The organism is Plantactinospora sp. WMMB334 (assembly GCF_049179095.1).
Classification (GTDB): Bacteria; Actinomycetota; Actinomycetes; order Mycobacteriales; family Micromonosporaceae; genus Plantactinospora.
This window is the reverse complement of sequence record NZ_JBMHME010000002.1, coordinates 7783809-7803061: the sequence shown is the minus strand read 5'-3', so window position 1 is coordinate 7803061 and position 19253 is coordinate 7783809. Positions and strand designations below refer to the sequence as shown.

The following is a 19253-nucleotide window of genomic DNA, read 5'->3' as shown; positions in this document are numbered from 1 at the left end:
GTCGCCGTACGGCGTGCGACCATGACCGACGTGCCGGCTCCCACCCCGCAGACCGCCGCCGATCCGGACTCCGGGCCCGCCGCCGGCCGCGCCGGGACGGCTCCTCCCCACCGGGCGGCCGGTACGGTCGATTCCGGACCCCGCGGCGGCCTCGACCTGCCGCCGGTCCGCCGGGTACGCCCCGCCGACGCCGCCCGGGTCCGGGCAATACGGCTGGAAATGCTCGCGGACTCGCCGCTGGCCTTCCTGGAGACGGTCGCCGACGCGGCGGCCCGGCCGCACGCCGAGTTCGCGGCCCGGATCGCCGGGATGTCGACCGGCCCCAGGATGGCCGCGTTCGTCGCCGAGGTGGACGGCCGGATCGTCGGGCACGCCGGCGGGCAGGTGGTGCCCGACGACCCCGGGGTCACCGTGGTCTTCGCCGTGTACCTCACCCCGGCCTGGCGGGGCAGCGGGCTGCTGGCCGCCCTGGTCGACGCGGTGGGCGCCTGGTCGGCGGCAGCCGGCCGGCCGGAGCTGCTGCTGGAGGTCGTGGTCGGCAACGACCGGGCGGTACGCGCCTACGAGCGGCTCGGATTCGTCGACACCGGCGCCCGGGTACCGCACCCCGTTCTGCCCACGCTCCGCGAACTACAGATGCGCCGCACCGCCCGGCCGGACGTCGCCCCCGCCCACCCCGGTTAGGAAGGGGCCCTTCTTCTACAGAAAACGATAAGCGGGGGCCCTTCCTTACAGGTGTCGGCGGGCCTGGACCACGCGGAAGCGGTTGGCGACGTAGGCGCCGTCGGTCAGTGCCGCGTTCGCCGCCGGGTTGGCGCCGCTGCCGTGGAAGTCGGAGAACGCCGCCGACTGGTTGACGAAGACGCCGCCGGTGAGGTTGCCGGAGAGGTGCACCCCGGTTTCGATCGCCACCGTCTCGGCGGCGTCCAGCACGGCGGGGTCGGTGGAGTAGACCGAGGCGGTCAGTGCGCCCCGCTCGGCGACGGTCCGGCGCAGGATCGCCAGGCTGTGCGGGGTGGAGTCGGTGGCGACCACGAACGAGATCGGCCCGAACCACTCCCGCCCGTACGTGCCGATCTCGTCGGCGCCGAGCTTGGCGATCAGCGGCGTACGCACCACCGCGCCCGGGTAGTTCGGGTGCTCGACCGGCCGGGACGGCAGCACCGGCTCGCCGACACCGGCGATCTCGTCGAGCCGGGAGAGCACCCCGTCGTTGACGATCGCGCCGGTCAGCTCGACCGCGCGGGCCGGGTCGCCGGTGAGCTTGCCGACCGCTCCGGCGATGCCGGCGGCGACCTCGTCGACGCTCTTGTGCCCCTGGTCGGTGGCAATGCCCTCGCGCGGCATCAGGATGTTCTGCGGAGTGGTGCACATCTGTCCGCTGTAGAGGGTCAGCGAGAAGCCGATGTTGCGGCACATCCCGGCGAAGTCGTCGGTCGAGTCGACCACGATGCTGTTCACGCCGGCCTTCTCGGTGTAGACGGCGGCCTGCCGGGCGTTCGCCTCCAGCCAGTCGCCGTACTCGGTGGAGCCGGTGAAGTCGACGATCCGCACCTCGGGGCGGAGCGCCAGCGTGGAGGCGAGCCCCTCGCCGGGCGCCTCGGCGGCGAGCAGGATCAGGTTGGGGTCGAAGCCGGCCTCGGCCAGCACCTCGCGGGCGTACCGGACGGTGATGGCGAGCGGCAGCACGGCCCGGGGGTGCGGCTTGACCACGACGGGGTTGCCGGTGACAAGCGAGGCGAAGAGCCCGGGATAGCTGTTCCAGGTCGGGAAGGTGTTGCAGCCGACCGCCAGCGCCACGCCGCGCGGCACCACGTGGAAGGTCTTGGTCATCCGCAGCGGGTCACCCCGGCCGGCCGGCTTCTCCCAGGCCGCCGTCGCCGGGTGCCGGGTCATCTCCTGGTACGCGTAGGCGAGCGCCTCCAGCGCCCGGTCCAGGGCGTGCGCCCCGCCGGCCTGGAACGCCATCACGAAGGCCTGCCCGGTGGTGGCGTGCACCGCGTGTGCCAGCTCGAAGATGTTGGCGTGCAACCGGGCGAGAACCTCCAGGCAGACCCCGACCCGGGTCTGCGGGCCGGCGTCCCGCCAGGCCGGCAGCGCGGTCGTGGCGGCGGCCAGCAGCACCTCCGGGTCGGCGTGCGGGTAGCTCACCCCGAGGTCGATCCCGAACGGGCTCGCCTCGGTGCCCACCCAGTCGCCGGTGCCGGGCTGGTCGAGCGGGAACTTCCCGCCCAGGTACGCCCGGTAGGCGGCCTCGCCCTCGGCGGCGGCGGTCTCGCCGTAGACCCGAGGGCTGGGTGACTCGGGGTACGCGGACCAGTAGGACCGTTCGGTGATCGCGGTCAGCGCCCGTTCCAGGGTGTCGGTGTGCCGGGCGAAGAAGGGGTGCGGGGTCTCCGTCATCCCGCCATCATGCCGCACCGGACCGGCCCGCCCCAGCCTCCCGCCTGCTCCGGGACGGCGCTGGTCGGCCGGTGGGCGGCACCGCTCAGAGGGTTGCCTGCCAGGTGTTGAGCCCGGCGACGGCACGGAAACCGAGCGCCTCGTTGATCGAGATCATGTAGTCGTTGCTCGCCGCGTTGAAGGTGTCGATGACCCGCAGCGCCGGCTCGTGCTCCCGGATGTGCCGCAGGTTGTCAATCTTGATCACGGTGCCGAGCCGGTGCCCCCGGTGCCCCGGTTCGACCAGGGTGATCTGTTGGAAGGCGTGCCAGTCGCAGCCCTCGTTCATGCTGATCGCGGTCCACGCCACCAGGCGGCCGGTCGCGTCGTGCCGGGCGGCGCTGCTGTACCACTCCAGTCCGCGCGCGCGGTGCACGGCCTCCATCTCGCGCAGCCGGGGCACGTCAGGGCTGGCCGGCTCCCAGGTGAGGTCGCCGATGGGTGCGTCCTCGATGAGCCGGCTGTCCAGGTAGGCCACGTCGGCGGCGTACTCCTCCGGGGTGTCGCCGCGCCAGCGCACGATCGAGTAACCCCCGGCCCGGGCCATGCCCTCGGTGAAGAGGCGGTCGAGTGCCGGTTCGTCGAGTGCGGTCAGGTCGAGCCGGCGGCGTACGTCGGCCAGGGCCGGCCGGGCGCCCATCGCGGCGGCGAAGGCGTCGCCGGGCATCGTCGCGGCGGCGTCCGGGTTCATGTTGACGACCTCGCCGATGACCCGCTTGCGCCCCAGGTCGCGGAGCATCCGCACGGCGTACTCGTAGAGCGCCCGCCCGACGCCGCGGCGGGCGTAGCCGGGGTGGACCACGAGCGCGAGACTCGCGTTCTCCCGGTTCTCCAGCTGCGGCAGCATGACGTTCAGATAGCCCACCGGCACGCCGTCGAGGTAGCCGAGCGCGGGACGTTGCTCGTCGCCGGGCCACCCCTGGCGGAGCCCGACGACGAAGCGCCGCCGGGAGGCCGGCGGCATGTCCGGCTGGACATCCGCCCGCACGGCGGCCTCGATCTCGTACGCCCGCTCCACGGCGGCGGTGTCGTCGACGTCCAGCGGAGTGACCACGATGTCCATGGTGTGGAGCGTGCCGGTTGCACGACGCGGGCGCGACCGAATATCGACGAGCCCGTCACCGGCGTTGCTGGATCGGCGTTGACCCCGAGAGCGGGCGGGGACACCGGCCGGCCCGGGAAGAATTTGGTCGGGAGGGGCGCCCGCACAACGCCTCCGGCGTTGGGTCGTAAGAGCTTAGAAAGTCTACGGCGGTGCGCCCTCCCGCACGGAGCATCTTGCGTCCTGCAGATGCGGGCGTCAAGCCCTCGACCGCGTGTTTTCGTCACGGGCGGCAAAACCACAGCTACGCACCGCATCCGCACCGCCGGAAATGACGCTCGTCGGAGGAGTCCCTAAAGTTTCACCTGCAAGTTGCACGTGCATTTGCCCGTTCGGATCCGGCAGGACGCAGCGAAAAAATCTTGGACTTTTTCGGTCGGGCGGGCCGACCTGACCCGGGCGGGCCGGCGTCAGCCGAGTAGGCCGGCGTCGCGGGCCGCGCGCAGCGACGGCTTGAGCCGGTACGTCGGCCCGACCTGTGCCGCGACCGCGTCCAGGGTCTTGAGCCCTTCGCCGGTGTTGTAGACGACGGTCTCGGCGTCCGGGTCCAGCCGGCCGCTCGCCACCAGCTTGCCCAGCACCGCGACCGTCACCCCGCCGGCTGTCTCGGCGAAGACGCCGGTGGTCCGGGCGAGCTGCCGGATCCCCTGCCGGATCTCGTCGTCGTCGGCGTGGTCCATCCAGCCACCGGTCCGGCGCACCGCCTCCAGGGCGTAGAAGCCGGCGGCCGGGTCGCCGATGTTGAGCGACTTGGCGATTCCGGTCGGCCGGACCGGCGTGATCACGTCGGTCTCGGCGTGCAGCGCGGCGGCGATCGGGTTGCAGCCCGCAGACTGGGCGCCGAAGACCTTCCAGCCGTTGGCCGGCGCCTCGACCAGCCCGATCTCGACCAGCTCACTGAAGGCTTTGTCAATCTTGGTGAGCAGCTCGCCACTGGCCATCGGGACGACCACCTGCTCGGGGATCCGCCATCCCAGCTGCTCGGCGACCTCGTAGCCCAGCGTCTTGGAGCCCTCGGCGTAGTAGGGCCGGACGTTCACGTTGACGAAGGCGGTGTCGGAGAACTCGTCGGTCTCCACAAGCTCCCCGCAGAGCCGGTTGACGTCGTCGTACGAGCCGTCGATGGCGACCAGGTCTCCGCCGTAGACGGCGGTGGTGACCACCTTGCCCTGCTCCAGGTCGCCGGGGATGAAGACGACCGACGGCACCCCGGCCCGGGCCGCGTGCGCGGCGACCGAGTTCGCCAGGTTACCGGTGGAGGCACAGGCGAACCGGGTGAAGCCGAGGCCGCGGGCGGCGGTCAGCGCCACCGACACCACCCGGTCCTTGAACGAGTGCGTGGGATTGGCGCTGTCGTCCTTGATCCAGAGCGGTGCCCGGATGCCCAGCTCGGCGGCGAGGCCGGCGGCCGGCACCAGCGGGGTCAGCCCGGGGTCGAGGGTGACCCGGGCGGTCGGGTCCTGGCCGGTGGGGAGCAGGGCGGCGTACCGCCAGAGGTTGCCCGGGCCGGCCTCGATGTCGGCCCGGGTGACCCGGGCCAGCGCGGCCGGGTCGTAGCCGACCTCCAGCGGGCCGAAACACTCGTAGCAGGCGTGCTGGGCGATCAGCGGGTATTCGGTGCCGCAGCCGCGACAGACCAGCACCCGCGCGGGATTGGGCGCTACCGGAGTGGTCTGGCGGGTGGTCGCGTCGATGATCGACGTCATGGCGATGTGCCGTCCTCTCATCTTTCCCTGGCGCCGCACCGCGCGGCGGGGACGGAATTGGCACCTGCTCCGCCGTGGAGTGGTTGCCGGGGCGTCATCGGGCCGTATCCCTCAGCCCCTCTGGATGAGGTATGAAGTTGTGTGCCGCCAGTCTACGGGGCGGGCGGGCCGCTGTCCCGGTCCCGTCCCGGCGTGTGAGCTACATCCCCGGGCCACCTGCCCGGGCCACCTGCCCGCGGGTGGGCTAGGACGCCGGCCGCAGCGTCCGGTGCCGTGCCGCCAGGCCCGGGGCGGAGCCGTCCGCCCCCGGCCCGCCCGGAGACCTCGGCAGCGGCGGTACGCCCAGCGTGACGAGGATGGCCCGGATCGCGCCCTCCGGCCCGGTCCTCCGCAACGGCGGCCCGGTCCGCAGGTGGTGGTCGACCTCGTCGGGGGCGATGACCGGCTCGCCGTCGGCGGGGACCGCCGCCGACCACGCCTCGTCGCCGGCACCGGCCGGGCCGGTGGACCCGGGTCCGGGGTACGCCTCCGGACGCCCGAACCGGCAACCGAGCACGATGTCGAGCCGGCGCACCTCCCGGCCGGGTGCGCTCCGGCCGACGAGCCCGGTACGCAAATCGTCCACCGGCCGTACCGCCGCCGGGGAGATGCCGACCGTCACCCCGCCCAGCGCGTCGAGCGCGTCGAGCGCCCGGCGTACCCGGTCCGGCAGGGCGGAGCCGCCCGCGAGATGGCGGATCCGGACCAGGGCCGGCGAGCGGTGGGTGTCGGGCACCGGGAGCTGGTGGTCGCTCTCCGGCAGGGCACGGGCCGCCGCGCCGACCAGCCAGAGCGTGACACCCTCCGGAAGGGCGGCGGCCGGCCCGCCGAGCATTCTGGCCACGGGAGCGACCGGTGGGCGTGCGGGGACCTGCGGCACCCGGCCGAGCACCGCCGCCCGGGGCACGGGCGGGTCGTAGAGCGGCAGGTTGTCGCCGGCCGTCAGCAGGTGTCCCGGGCGCCGGGCGACCACCCGGTGCACCACGACCCGCTCGCCGGCCTGGTACGCGACCACGTCGCCGGGGCCGATCTCGGCGAAGTCGACCGGTTCGACCACGACGGTGCCGGCGGAGAGCGCCGGGCACATCGCGGAGCCGGTGACCTGCACCCGGGCCAGACGCCCGGCGGCCAGCGCCGCCCGTACCAGATGGGCGGCGCCGCTTCCGGTCACCGCCCGCCGTCCCCACGGCCCGTCGGGGCCGGCTCGGCGGGCTGGGTTCCGGGCTGACTCCGTCTGGTCATCGCCGATGGTCCCTCTTCTCCGACGTACCGGGCGACACGGGCCGTTCCCCGTTCAGAGGCTCGAACCCCCGGGTGATGATCACCCACCGTCATCGGACGGTACCAGAGAGCGGAATTGCGGTCTTGACAATGCAACAACGTGGGTATAATGTCCGTTATTCTGCCCGCCGGCCGGGCCCCGGTACCGGTTCCGCAGATCGCTCTGTTCCGCAGATCGCTCCCCCGGCGGAAAGCGAGGTCGCCCATCGTGTCCGTGATCTCGGTCTCCGTGGTCGACGACGACCGGATGTTGCTGGACGGCATGGCGGCCTGGCTCGGCTCCGCATCCGACCTGCGACTGGTGGGCACCGCGGCCACCGTCGACCACCTGCTGGACACCGAACCGGAACGCGCCGACGTCGTCGTCCTCGACCTGCTCCTGGCCGACGGATCAGCCCCGGCCGAGAACGTCCGCCGGCTGGTCGCCACCGGCCGGACCGTGCTCGTGGTGAGCGTCGTCCCACACGTCGTGCACGGGGTGGACGTGATGCGGGCCGGTGCGTCGGGCTACCTCACCAAGGACCACGACCTGCCGACCCTGGCCGAGGCGATCCGGACGGTGGCCCGGGGCGAGGTGGCGCACTCCCCCGAGCTCGCCTTCGCCTGGTCCTGTGACGAGCGGCCGGACCGGCCGAAGCTCTCGCCCCGGGAACGGGCCGTGCTGGTCGCCTACGCCTCCGGCATGACGTTGACGGCGACGGCCCGCAAGGTCGGCATCCAGCCCGGCACCGCCAAGCAGTACCTGGACCGGGTCAAGGCGAAGTACTCCGACGCGGGCCGGCCCACCTACACCAAACTCGACCTCGCCGACCGGGTACGGGAGGACGGGCTGCACCGCTACCGCTCCGCCACCTCCGAGGACGGCGACGCGGGCCAGAACAGTTCGACGCTGGTGCCGTGACCCGGCTCGGAAAAGAGGTGCAGGTCGCCACCGACCTCGGCCATCCGCTCGGCGATGGAGCGGCGTAGGCCGAAGCCGCCGGTGTCGGTGTCGGTGTCGGTGTCGAAGCCGACTCCCCGGTCCACGACGCGGACGGCGAGCACCCCGTCGTGCCACTCGACGGTGAGCCACGCCTCGCCGGTGCCGGCGTGCCGGGCGACGTTGTTCAACGCCTCCCGGGTGGCGTCGCAGATCGCCCGTACGACGTGCCGGGGCGGCTGGGTCGGCACGGTTCCCGAGCGCAGGTGCACCCGCAGGCCCAGCGCGGTCGCATCGGCCGCCACCTCGGCGATGCCGGTGCCGAGCGTGTTGACCACCTCCGCCCGGTCCTCGGTGACCAGGCCCCGGATGTAGTCCGCCTCCCGGCCGCAGCGCCGCCGCACCTCCTCGGCCCGGTGGTCCAACCCGCCCCGGGCGATGGCGGTCAGCGTGGCCAGTGCGGTGTCGTGCAGCCGGCGGTAGTGGTCCAGGCGCTCGGCGAACCGCGCCTCGCCGGCCGCCGTCGCCGTCTCGGCGGCGAGCCGCCGCTGCGTCGCCTCGTCGACCGCGCTCGCCTGGGCACAGAGGAACCGGCGGGCGAAGTGCAGCACCAGCGCGAACCAGATGCTCGAGTTGATGTGGTTGACGAAGCCGGACTCCAGGGGCGGCAACCCGCCGATCTGGACGGAGGCGGCGACCACGGCGGTCAGCACCAGCAGCCCGAGCACCGCGAGCAGCCTCGGCAGGGTGAGCACCGCGCCGACCAGCGCCGCCGAGCCGAGGGCGAACTTGCCGGCCCAGTTCGCCGCCGACAGCTCGTAGCCGGACCGGATGTTCATGTTCACCACCACCAGCAGCGCGCAGACGATCCCCACGTCCACCGCCACGTGCGGGTAGCTGAACCAGCCGCGCCGCCACACCGCCACGCCGAGCACGACGTTCCAGAGCACCGCGGTGAGCATCAGCGCCGTGTTCAGCGCCGGGCTGTGGTAGCGGTCGGCGGCGCCGTCCATCCCGACCAGCGCCGGCACGATGTAGCTGGCCCGCTGCCCGAAGAGCACCACCGCGACCAGGCGAAGCGCGCGTTCCCGACCGGGCATGGTGACCATCAGCCGGGCGTCCACCCAGCCCAGCCGCGCCTCGGCAAGAAACCGACTGATCCGCCGGGGCGGTCGCCCGACCCGGGTGGCGTGGTCCAGCACCGGCCCACCCCCTGCCAGAGAGTCACCAGGCCGCCACCTGCGGCTCGACCGCCGCCGACTATAGGCCAGCGCGTCCGCTCTGTGCCATGTCCGTCAGGTACCCGCCTCCGATGGTGGCGCGCCGGCTACGACGACGCGAAACTGAGGAGAAGGAATTATCGGGCATCACAGCACAAAGAACGCCTATAACGCCATGGAGTGTCTACCGTTGATCGTGGGAGCCGTCACAGGCAACCGCTACCCTGGTCACACCCGAGAGCGGACGCCGGGGAACGCCCGCAGGAGGTGAAACTTATGGCCAGCGTCTACGATGTCGCCGCCTACATTCTCGCCCAACAAGGCGAGATGTCATCGATGAAGCTCCAGAAGCTTGTCTACTACTCGCAGGCATGGCACCTCGTCTGGGACGACGAACCTCTGTTTCCCGAGAGAATCCAGGCATGGGCCAACGGGCCGGTCGTCCACGACCTGTACGCCCTGCACCGCGGCCGGTTCTCCGTCTCGGAGTTGCCGCGCGGTAACCCTGACAACCTCACTCGCTCCGAGCGCGAGACGATTGATGCCGTGCTGCGCACGTACGGACATCTTGATGGCCGGAAGCTCAGCCATCTGACACATGGGGAAGACCCCTGGGCGCACGCACGGCGCGGCCTCCCGGCAACAGCCCGGTCGAACGCCGAGATCACAGCCGAGGCGATGCAGATGTACTACTCGACGGTCGATACCGCAGAGGAAGCGATCCCGGTCGACGAGATCAGCTGGGACGAGTGGGCAGGGGACGGTAGCGCCGAACGGTAGCCACCTGTGTCACCGAAGAAAAACCCGAAGGTCAACAGGGCTGCCCTGGCAAAGGCCACAGGCGAACGCCAGCCGAAAGCAATAGTTCAGCCTCAGGGCAATGACCGAAAGTTGATTTTTTCATTTCAATACGTAGACCGGGGCTACGACGGACTGTGGTCGTGGCCCCGGTCCGACAGCGGCGACGCATACGAAATCCTGACCTTCCTGTGTGAGGCCAGCCAGTGCACCTGGGGCGAGCTCATGGCCCAGATGACAGGGCACAGCCACAACCGGAAGAAGAAGCACCACGCGTACCCGATCAAGAACGTGTGCGCTGCTGCGCAAGCCAGGATCGTTGAGCTTCGCCTCGATGAGGTCTTCGAGGAGTTGTTCAGGTTCCGGATCTCCGGCGAACGACGGCTGTGGGGATTCCGGGCTGAGGATGTATTCCACGTCCTGTGGTGGGATGCGCACCATCAGGTGTATCCGACCGACCGAAATTGATGATCACGACAGGTTGCACCGCCCTCCGCAACGGCCCGTCTCCCTGCCCTCCTACGACACCACGTCCTTGCGGGTGAAGCGCCAGAAGGCTATCGCCCAGAAGGCGGTGGCGTAGCAGATCGCCGATATCGCGCCCCTGACCATGTCGTCGGTCTGCACCGGCGTGGAGAGCAGGCCGAGCCAGGCGCTGCTGTAGTGGGTCGGCAGGAAGTCCCGGAGCACCCCGAGCGCGGTGATCTGGTCGAGGATGCTGGAGAGGATCCAGAGCAGCACGGCGCCGCCGACCGCGCCGAGCGCCGCGTCGGTGCTCACCGAGAGCAGGAACGCCAGGCCGGCCACGACCAGCAGCACCACCGCCAGATAGCCGAGGATGCCGAGCAGCCGCAGCAGCCCCTCCCCGGCCGGGATCTGCGCGGCGACGGTGCTGGAGAGAGGGGACCAGCCGTACCGGAGGGTGCCGGCGAGCAGGGCGGTGCCGGCCAGCAGCAGCAGGGCCAGCAGCGAGTAGCCGAGCGCGACGACCAGCTTCACCGCCAGCAGCCGGGCCCGGGGCACCGGCACGGCCAGCAGGTAGCGCAGGCTGCCCCAGCTCGCCTCGCTGGCCACCGTGTCGCCGCAGAAGAGCGCCACGACCACGACCAGCAGGAACGACGACGAGACGAGCAGCGCGAAGAGGGTGAAGTTGAGCCCGCCGGTGGTGGCCAGCTCGATCAGGCTGCCGAACTCTCCGCCGCCGTTGTCGTCGTCCCCGGACCCCTCGAACTCGAAGGCGACCAGGATGATCAGCGGCAGCAGCACCATGAAGCCGAGTGAGAACTGCGTACGCCGCCGGGACGCCTGCCGGCGCCACTCGGCCGCGATCGAGAGGGTGCCCCGGGGCCGGTAGCCGGTGGCTCCGCCGGCCGCGTCCACCGCCCCGGTCGCCACGCTGGTCTCCGTACCGATGGTCATCTCAGCGGTCCCCGCTTCCCCGAGAGTTCTCACCGACCAGGGCGAGGAAGGCGTCCTCCAGGCGGCGCCTCGGCACCACCCGGTCCACCCCGACACCGGCCCGGACCAGTTCGGCCACCACCTCGCTGCGGGCGGTGCCGTTGGTGTCGACCACCAGCGCGCCGTTGCTCTCCGGCAGCACCCGCACCCCGGCCAGCCGGTCCAGCACGGCACGGGCGGCCTCGACGTCGGAGACGTCGAACTGGGTACTCGGCGACTCGCCGACGATCTCCTCGACCCGCCCGGCCGCCACGATCTCCCCCTTGTGTACGACGACCGCGTGCGTGCAGGTCTGTTCCACCTCGGCCAGCAGGTGGCTGGAGACCAGCACCGCCCGGCCGTCCGTGGCGTACCGGCGCAGCACCCGGCGCATCTCGGCGATCTGCGGCGGGTCGAGCCCGTCGGTCGGCTCGTCGAGCACCAACAGCTCCGGCAGGCCGAGCATGGCCTGCGCGATCGCGAGCCGCTGCCGCATGCCGTGGCTGTACTTGCGGGTCTTCCGGTGGATCGAGTCGCCGAGCCCGGCGATCTCCAGCGCCTCCTCGACGTGCGCGTCCGCCGCCGGCCGGCCGGTCGCCCGCCAGTACGCCCGCAGGTTCTCAAGGCCGCTCAGGTGCGGCAGGAAGCCCGGCCCCTCCACCAGCGCACCGATCCGGGAGAGCACCGGGGAGCCCGGCACCAGCCGGTGGCCGAAGACGTGGATCTCGCCGGCGGTCGGCTGGGTCAGCCCCATCAGCACCCGCAGCGTGGTGGTCTTGCCGGCGCCGTTCGGCCCGAGCAGGCCGACGACCTGGCCCCGGTGCACCTCGAAGTCGATCCGGGAGACCGCGACGAAGCCGTCGGCGTACTCCTTGCGCAGGTCGCGGACGACGAGCGGGGTGTCGGCGTACTCGGGATGCACCGATGTGTCGTGGCGGCGGTGCCGGCGCCGGAGCACGGCCACCACCACGACGAGCCCGAGCACGATCGCGGCGAGCAGCCCGGCCAGCGCCCAGCGCCAGAGCGCCGCCGGGGTGGCGATCGGTTCGCCGTCCACGGTCGGCAGCGACACCTCGGCGCCGGTCAGGGGGGCGCCGGGAGGCATCCCGGGTACGGTCCCGGACGCCGTCCCGCCGAGCGCCACGGTGTAGGTGACCGGCTCGACCGGCGTGGCGTAGCCCTGGTCGGAGGTGGCGACCACGATCCGCAGCCGGTGCCCGGCCTCGATCCGGCGCACGATCGCCGGCAGGGTGACCCGGACCGGGGCCGCGGCGGAGATGTCGACGGGAAGGCCGGTCAGCCGTACCGGGGCGACCAGGCCGTTGGGAAGCGCGGCCGGACCGTTCGGGTCGACGTCGTAGAGCTTGACGAAGAGCACCGCCTCGCCGGTCGGCGAGGCGGCCCGGATGGTGACCGCGGGCGTGCCGACCACGTCGACGGCCCGGTCCAGGGGTGCCGACTCGAACCGGGCGTGCTGGCCGGGCAGGTCTCCGGCGACGCCGTCGAGCAGCGACGAGAAGCCACCGCCGATCGGCAGCGTGGAGATCGCCGCCGGGTTGCCGGCCGGCGGGTTCGCGATCCGCTGTGCCGGGCCGGCGACCGGGATCGACCCGCCCGCACCGGCGGTGCCGTCGACACCGGGATAGTCCGTGACGGAGTAGCCGGTGGCGACCAGACCCCGGTCGAGCGCGTCGAAGCCGGCGATCCGCGACCAGGTGAAGCTGGTCGACGGCGCCTCGCCTGCGCCCTTGACGTAGTGGCCCAGCCACTGCGCCATCAGGAAGCGCAGCCGGTCCCGGTCGGTCTGCGGGCCCTCGCCGCCGTCGTGCCCGCCGGTGAACCAGGCGACCCGGACCGGGGTGCCGCCGGCCGCGATGCCCCGGGCGTTGGCGTCCGCCTCGGCGAGCGGGAAGAGACTGTCCGCCGCACCCTGGATCAGCAGCGTGGGCGCCTTGATCCGGTCGAGCACCCCGGCCGGGCTGGAACGGCGGAGCAGCGCCACCGCCGCCGGGTCGCCCCGGCCGGCGGTGGCGATCCGCTGGTACGCGGCGCAGACGTCGGCGGCGAAGCGCCCGCAGGCGGGATCGGCCGGGGTACTGCCGGGCGCCGCCCCCGGCACCGTGCCGGGCACCGGGTCCCGGCCGGCGTCCGGTCCGGAGCCGGGCGCGGAGCCCGCTGCGGAGTCCTGTCCGGAGCCCGGCTCCCCGCCCGCTTCCGGTGTGCCGCCCTCGCCCGCTCCGGGTGTGCCGCCCTCGCCCGCTCCGGGGGCGGCTCCCGGTGCGGCCAGCCCGCCGGGGCCGGCGCCGGCTGCGCCGCCGCTGCCGAAGAAGAGCCCGGCCCAGCCCTTCTTGAAAACACCGTCGACCGGCTCCCGGCCGGTGGACTCCGGCAGGAAGGAGCGGGCCAGGTCGTGCCAGGTGATCATCGGCACGATGGCGTCCACCCGCTGGTCCTGGGCGGCGAGCAGCAGCGCCAGGGCGCCGCCGTACGAGCCGCCGACCACGCCCACCCGGGGATCGCCGGCCGCATCCCTGCGGATCTCCGGCCGCTGCGCGAGCCAGTCGAGCAGCCGGGCGGCGTCCCGCACCTCGTAGTCGGGGTTGTCCAGGTGGATCTGCCCACCACTGCGCCCGAACCCCCGCGCGGTGTACGTCAGCACCGCGTAGCCCAGCTCGGCCAGGTCCTCCGCGTCGGCGCGCACCGAGCGCTTCGTACCGCCGAAGCCGTGCGCCAGCAGCACCGCCGGCACCTGCCGGACGGCGCTCGCCCCGTCCGGCAGGTAGAACGTGCTGTCCAGGTCGACCGGCTGGTCCCCGGCGGGTCCGGAACGGACGGTGATCACCGAGTCCGTTGTGGAGTAGGGCGGGCGCTCCGGCCACACCGCCCAGCCGACCAGCGCGGCGAGCAGCACCAGCACGGTCGATCCGGCCACCGTCCGGCGTCGGGTCGGCCGGGCACGGCGCAGCCGCGCCAGCAGTCGGGAAGGCATGGCTCTCACCGTACGGCGCCGAGGCTGAGCGTTGGCTGAGATCCGCCGTACGTCCGTCCGGCTGGCCCGTTCGGTGATCGCAGACCGTCGTCCGCGTGGGGCGATCCGGTATCCGGCGTGCCGAGTTCGGATGCCGTGAATTCCGATCTATCGGTACACAAACCACCAATCAATACATGCACCTAGGCAAGTATGCACGAGGAGTCACAATTTTGGTCACCCGGTGTTACCTGTACCCAAGTGACGCATAACTGACTGCTCGGCCCGGATCGTACGGGTCCGACGTCTATTAGTTTTCCGGTCCGGTGGACGGGACCGGCGGGCCTCCCCACGCGCCACCACGCAGATCGACCCCTCGCGCCGATGGAGATGGACGATGACAGTTCCTGCGCAACGGTCCCGGCGCGTGCCGGACCGGACCGGCACGGCGCTGCGAGTGCTGCTCGCGGTCGCCCTCCTCGTACCGGTCGGCGCGCTGTTCAGCTCGACCTGGCGCAGCAACGACGAGCAGCGGTCCGGCGCCGAGCGCGAACGGCACGGCGTCGAGTACCTGCGCTCGCTCGGGCAGCTCACCCTCGCCCTGGTCGACGCCCAGTCCGGTGCCGTGGCCGGCCGGTCGGTGGCATCCAGCGCGCTGCGCAGCGCCGTCGAGCAGACCAGCGCCGTCGATGTCCGGTACGGCGCCGACCTGCGTACCAGCGAGCGCTGGGCCGGGCTGCACGCGAAGATCGAGGCGCTGCCCGACCGCCCACCCGCCAACCCGCAGGACGCGTGGACGACCTACACCGAGACGGTCGACCTGCTGCTGGCGCTCTACGCCAAGGTGCGGGAGAGTTCCGGGCTGATCCGGGACCCGGACTCGGACGCCTACCACCTCCAGGACGCGGTCGCCGAGGAGCTGCCGGAGGCCCTGGTCGCGGCCGGCCGGCTCGCCGACCGCACCGTGCTCGCCACCGAGCGGCCCGGCGGCGACCGGGTGCGTACCGCCAGCGAGCTGGCGCTGGCCCGGGCCGAGGTGCTGAGCCCGGCGGCCGATGTCGTCGACAACCTGCGCGCGGCTGTGGAGAACACCGCCAGCCGGAGCCTCGGTGGCAACGTGCTCAGCCGGCTCGACGGCTACCAGCGCGCGGTGGAGGACCTGGCCTCGCTCACCCGGCAACCCGCGACGGCGAACCCGATCCAGGTCGGCGCCGCCCGGTCGTCCGCGCAACTCGCCGGCTCCGGCCTGGCCGTGATCATCCTGACCGAGCTCGACCTCCTGCTCCGGGACCGGATCGACGACCTGACCGGCGAGCGGCAGATCGCGGTCGGCGCACTGGTGCTGGCCCTGCTGCTGGTCTGCACCCTCGCCGCCATACCGCTGCTCGCCGCCCGCGCCGCCGCCCGGAGCAGGGCCCGGATCCGGGCCGGCGAGGCCATCCCGCTCGGATTCGGCCCCACCGCCGGCACCGAGCCCGGGGCGCCGCCGACCGGACCACCACCCTCGGAAGCGACGGCCGGCGGGGTGACGCCGGTGCCGGACGGGCGGCCGTTCCGGCCGGAGGCCGCGGGCGAGCCGGGCCGGCGCTCCGCACTGGCGGACTGGCAGCACCCGGTGCCCGCCGGCTCGGCCACCCGCCCCAGCGCCGCGGAGCGCCAGCCGTCGCCGTGGGGACGCCGCGATGCTCGGTAGGCTCCGGATCCGTGGCCGGCTGGCCCTGCTCGTCATCCTTCCCCTGCTCAGCACGATCGGCCTCGCCGCCCCGATCCTGGCCGACCGGATCGAGTCGGCCCGGGAGGCGACCGAGACGGCCGAGTCGGTGCGCCGGGCCGGCCGGGTCGGGACCCTGGTGCAGGATCTCCAGCGGGAACGGCTGCTCTGCATCGGCCACCTGCTCGGCGTGGTGGACCGCTCCGAGCTGGTGCAGCAGATCGCCCAGGTCGGCGACCGGATCGCCGACCTGCGGGCCGACCTCGCCGGGCAGCTGCCCCAGGAGGTCGACGAGGCGATCGACGGCGTGCAGCGGATCGCCGAACTGCGTACCGGCGTACTGGCCGGCCGGGCGAACCCGCAGCAGGTGCTCACCACCTACGGGCAGGTGCACGTAGGGCTGATCGAGTCGCTGCGGCTGACCCGGTCCGCGGACGCGACGACGCCCGAGGGGCGCCAGATGATCGCGCTGGACGCGGTGCTCCGCACGGACGAGGGGATCAGCGCCGCCGGTGGCCTGATCGTGCTGGTCGCCGGCACGAAGAACCCGGCCGCCGGCGCCGCCTACGTCGCCACCATGGCCGGGCTCCAGGTCGACCTGGACCGGTTCCGCAGCTTCGCCACCCCGGCGCAGAACACGCTCTACGGGCTCATCGAGCGGGCGACAGCGGCCCGGACCAGCCCGGAGTTCCTCAGGGCCGGCGCCGCCGACCCGACCGACGCGCTCGCCGGGCTCAGCCTGGAGACACTCTTCCCGGCCGCCTCCTCACTGATCACGCTCGGCCAGTTCATCGAGAAAAAGATCATCACTGACGTGATCGCGGAGGTGAGCGACCAGCGCCAGCGGGCCATCGTCGGGGCGTACGGCGTCGGCGCGCTGGTACTGCTGATCATCGCCCTGATGATGCTGCTCAGCCTCGCCGTCGCCCGTACGGTGGCCCGGCCGCTGACCCGGCTCACCGTCTCCGCCGACCGGATGGCCCGGGCCGCCGAGGAGGAACTGACCCGGATCGTCGACGACGAGTCCGAGTCCTACCAGCCGATCCGGCTGGACCCGGTGGACGTGGACGGCCGCGACGAGATCGGCGACCTGGCCCGGGCCTTCGAGCGGGTGCAGGGCACCGCCGCCGGGCTGGTGGAGCGGCAGGCCGCCAGCCGGCGCAACGTGGCCCAGATGTTCGGGCACGTGGGGCGGCGTACCCAGAACCTGGTCGGCCGGCAGATCGCCCTGATCGACCGCCTGGAACACCAGGAGACCGACCCGGGGCGACTGCAGCACCTGTACCGGCTCGACCACGTCTCCAGCCGGCTGCGCCGCAACGCCAGCAGCCTGGTGGTGCTCTCCGGCGGGGCCGGCGGGGACGGCCACGTGGCGCCGCTGCCGCTGGGCGACGTGGTCCGGCTGGCGCTCGGCGAGATCGAGGACTTCACCCGGGTCGACGTGCAGGTCCGGCTCGACGTCGCCGTGGCGCCGGGAGTCATCGGTGACCTCGTGCTCACCCTCGCCGAACTGATGGAGAACGCCACCCAGTTCTCCCCGCCGCACACCCGGGTCACCGTGCTCGCCGAGGTCGTCCCGGGCGGGGTACGCCTCAACCTGGTCGACCACGGCATCGGCATGTCGCCGGAGCGGCTGGCGGAGGAGAACGCCCGGCTGACCCGCCGGGAACGGCTCGACCTCGTCCCGACGGAGGTCCTCGGGCTCTTCGTGGTGGGCCGGCTCGCCCGCCGGCACGGCTGGCGGATCACCCTCTCGGCGACCACCCCGGGCGGCGGGGTCACCGTGGGGTTGGAGATCGACGACCGGTTGCTGGTCACCCGCGACCCGGGTCCCGAGCTGCCCTCACCCCGGGCCAGCGCGTCGGCCCCGCTGCCGGTCCGGCCCGTCGGCTTCGCCGGTGGCGGCACCCTTGCCGACGGCGGCAGTGTCGCCGGTGCCGACGGTGGAACCGACAGTGACGCTCTCGCCGGTGCCGACAGCGGCGGCGTCGCCGGCGGCACCATGTACGGCCGCCCGGCGCCCCGCTCGGCGGAACCGGCGCCCGCGCCCGCACGACCTGCGCCGGTAACGGCGGAACCGGCACCGGCGGCCGCACCCCCGCAACCCGCACCCGCGACCGGACAGCCCGCTCCCGCGATGGCCCACACCGCACCGGCGGTGATCGAGCCGGCGCCGGTGTTCCGGCTCCCCGACCTGGCGCCGGTGGCGGTACCGGCCGGACCGGTCTTCGACGAGGAGCTGATCCGCCGGGCCACCCGGTCGCTGACCTCCGGCAACCCGTGGAACGCCTTCGAGACCCGCACCGCCACGGCCGGGTCGGGCGCCGACGGGAGCGAGGCGGTACCGGGCGGCGGAAGCGGAAACGGACCGGCGGAGGCGCCGGCAGTACCCCCCGCCGCCGACAGCGGCCCGGGACCCGCACCGTCCGGCCCCGGCACCGGGCTGCGCCAGCGGGTCCCGGGCGCCCAACTGCCGGACGCCACCGGCCGGGCCCGCCCCGAACCGACCCCGGCCGACCCGTCAGTGGTCCGGGCGCTGATCGAGGAATTCGAAGCCGGAGTACGCCGGGCGCAGCGCGAGCAGCAGGCCCGCCCGGTCGGCGGCGAAGGCCGGTCGGGCAGCGGCGAAGCCCACCCGACCGGCACCGAACTCCGGTCGGCCGGGCCGGAACCCCGGCCGGAGCAGGGCGGCACCGGGCCCGGACTCCCCCGGCGGCCCACACCCCCGCAGCAGCGGCCCGACCCGGAACGGCCCGGGTCGTGGCCGGCAGCCGGCGGCACGCCGGTCGAGCGGAGCGTTCCGGGCGGGCAGGGCGGTAATCTCGAACCGGCGGAACCGCCATCCCGACCGAACGGCGCCGGCATGGCGTCCGGCACGCCCACCACCGCACCGGATGCTCCACCGCCGCGGCTCAACCGCCGGATTCCCGGAGCCAATCTGAGCGTCCCGCCGCCGACCACCCCGCTCGGCCAGGCGCCGACCATCACCACCGCCCCACCGGACGACCCCGACCAGGTGCGCGAGCTGATGACGCAGTTCGAGTCCGGCGTCGCGCGCGCGCTGAGCGAAGTCCGCACAGATCATCGCCACGAAGAGGGAACCCCACGATGAGCACTCCCTTCATCCGTACCGAACAGGACCAGCAGGCAGCGGGCACTGGTGAGCTGAGCCAGGAGGCACGCACCTTCAACTGGTTGCTGGACTCGTTCACGTCCGGCACCGCCGGCGTACAGGAGGCGATCGCGGTCTCCTCCGACGGGCTGTTGATGGCCATGTCGTCGATCAAGGACCGGTCCAACGCGGAACGGCTGGCCGCGGTCGTCTCCGGGATGACCAGCCTGGCCAGCGGGGCCGCCAACTGGTACACCCTGGGTGCGCTCAACCGGGTGGTGGTGGACATGACCGACGGCTACCTGCTGGTCAGCGCGATCAGCAGCGGCTCGGTCCTCGGGGTGGTCGCCGACAGGTCGGCCAACCTGGGCACCGTCGCATACGAGATGACGCTGTTCGCCGGTCGGGCCGGAGGCGCACTCACCCCTCGGCTGATCGTCGAACTGAAGAACTCCGTCCAGTCGTGATCGCGGGTGCTGCGGTGGGCGGCCTGCTGCGCCGTCCGCCGTGGAACGACA

At 72.9% G+C, this 19253-nt stretch carries 14 protein-coding genes and 1 riboswitch; of the genes, 7 read left to right on the top strand and 7 right to left on the bottom strand.

From position 1 onward, the window contains the following. The first annotated feature begins 156 nt into the window (after positions 1-156). A complete protein-coding gene (locus ACN27G_RS33865) occupies positions 157-684 on the top strand; it encodes a GNAT family N-acetyltransferase (protein ID WP_421497573.1) in 528 nt (175 codons plus the stop codon). Positions 685-729: 45 nt separating this feature from the next. Here ACN27G_RS33865 and paaN read toward each other — a convergent pair whose 3' ends face one another. The 4 genes from paaN to ACN27G_RS33845 all read right to left on the bottom strand — a co-directional run bounded on the left by paaN (position 730) and on the right by ACN27G_RS33845 (position 6460). Beyond that, positions 730-2403, bottom strand: coding sequence for a phenylacetic acid degradation protein PaaN (gene paaN / locus ACN27G_RS33860; RefSeq protein WP_421496706.1), 1674 nt, complete (start codon positions 2401-2403; stop codon positions 730-732). Positions 2404-2488: 85 nt separating this feature from the next. Then, positions 2489-3505, bottom strand: coding sequence for a GNAT family N-acetyltransferase (locus ACN27G_RS33855; RefSeq protein WP_421496705.1), 1017 nt, complete (start codon positions 3503-3505; stop codon positions 2489-2491). 449 nt (positions 3506-3954) lie between these two features. Next, positions 3955-5250: a threonine synthase gene (gene thrC, locus ACN27G_RS33850; RefSeq protein ID WP_421496704.1), complete on the bottom strand. Its 1296-nt coding sequence runs from the start codon at positions 5248-5250 to the stop codon at positions 3955-3957. A gap of 14 nt (positions 5251-5264) precedes the next feature. Beyond that, positions 5265-5381, bottom strand: a riboswitch (SAM riboswitch). 113 nt (positions 5382-5494) lie between these two features. After that, positions 5495-6460 carry a hypothetical protein gene (locus ACN27G_RS33845; protein ID WP_421496703.1) on the bottom strand — a complete coding sequence of 322 codons (966 nt, stop codon included), beginning with the start codon at positions 6458-6460 and terminating at the stop codon, positions 5495-5497. A 318-nt stretch (positions 6461-6778) separates the two neighbouring features. On the opposite strand from ACN27G_RS33845, the gene ACN27G_RS33840 reads away from it, so the two are divergent. Further along, positions 6779-7471: a response regulator gene (locus ACN27G_RS33840; RefSeq protein WP_421496702.1), complete on the top strand. Its 693-nt coding sequence runs from the start codon at positions 6779-6781 to the stop codon at positions 7469-7471. Here ACN27G_RS33840 and ACN27G_RS33835 read toward each other — a convergent pair. Next, positions 7408-8691, bottom strand: coding sequence for a sensor histidine kinase (locus ACN27G_RS33835; RefSeq protein WP_421496701.1), 1284 nt, complete (start codon positions 8689-8691; stop codon positions 7408-7410). The two genes, ACN27G_RS33840 and ACN27G_RS33835, sit on opposite strands and share 64 nt — an antisense overlap. 294 nt (positions 8692-8985) lie before the next feature. Here ACN27G_RS33835 and ACN27G_RS33830 point away from each other — a divergent pair, with 294 nt between their 5' ends. Both ACN27G_RS33830 and ACN27G_RS33825 read left to right on the top strand, forming a co-directional pair. After that, positions 8986-9489: a Panacea domain-containing protein gene (locus tag ACN27G_RS33830; RefSeq protein ID WP_421496700.1), complete on the top strand. Its 504-nt coding sequence runs from the start codon at positions 8986-8988 to the stop codon at positions 9487-9489. A 6-nt stretch (positions 9490-9495) separates the two neighbouring features. After that, the gene (locus ACN27G_RS33825; RefSeq protein ID WP_421496699.1) at positions 9496-9975 is read left to right on the top strand and encodes a hypothetical protein; all 480 of its coding nucleotides are present in this window, start codon (positions 9496-9498) and stop codon (positions 9973-9975) included. A 51-nt stretch (positions 9976-10026) separates the two neighbouring features. Here the strand turns inward: ACN27G_RS33825 and ACN27G_RS33820 are convergent, their stop codons facing one another. Continuing rightward, positions 10027-10926: an ABC transporter permease subunit gene (locus ACN27G_RS33820; protein ID WP_421496698.1), complete on the bottom strand. Its 900-nt coding sequence runs from the start codon at positions 10924-10926 to the stop codon at positions 10027-10029. A gap of 1 nt (position 10927) precedes the next feature. Next, entirely contained in the window at positions 10928-13933 is a 3006-nt protein-coding gene (locus tag ACN27G_RS33815) for an alpha/beta fold hydrolase (RefSeq protein ID WP_421496697.1), read from the bottom strand. A gap of 376 nt (positions 13934-14309) precedes the next feature. Between ACN27G_RS33815 and ACN27G_RS33810 the strand changes: the two genes are divergently transcribed. Genes ACN27G_RS33810 through ACN27G_RS33800 form a run of 3 tightly spaced genes read left to right on the top strand, consistent with a single transcriptional unit; the run spans position 14310 to position 19202 of the window. Next, positions 14310-15605 (top strand): hypothetical protein, encoded by a 1296-nt coding sequence (locus tag ACN27G_RS33810; protein ID WP_421496696.1) that lies wholly within the window; start codon positions 14310-14312, stop codon positions 15603-15605. Then, positions 15595-18735: a nitrate- and nitrite sensing domain-containing protein gene (locus ACN27G_RS33805; RefSeq protein WP_421496695.1), complete on the top strand. Its 3141-nt coding sequence runs from the start codon at positions 15595-15597 to the stop codon at positions 18733-18735. Before ACN27G_RS33810 ends, ACN27G_RS33805 begins: the two co-directional genes overlap by 11 nt. After that, complete coding sequence (locus ACN27G_RS33800; protein WP_101369297.1) at positions 18732-19202, top strand: roadblock/LC7 domain-containing protein; 471 nt, start codon at positions 18732-18734, stop codon at positions 19200-19202. Before ACN27G_RS33805 ends, ACN27G_RS33800 begins: the two co-directional genes overlap by 4 nt. Positions 19203-19253: the final 51 nt, after the last annotated feature.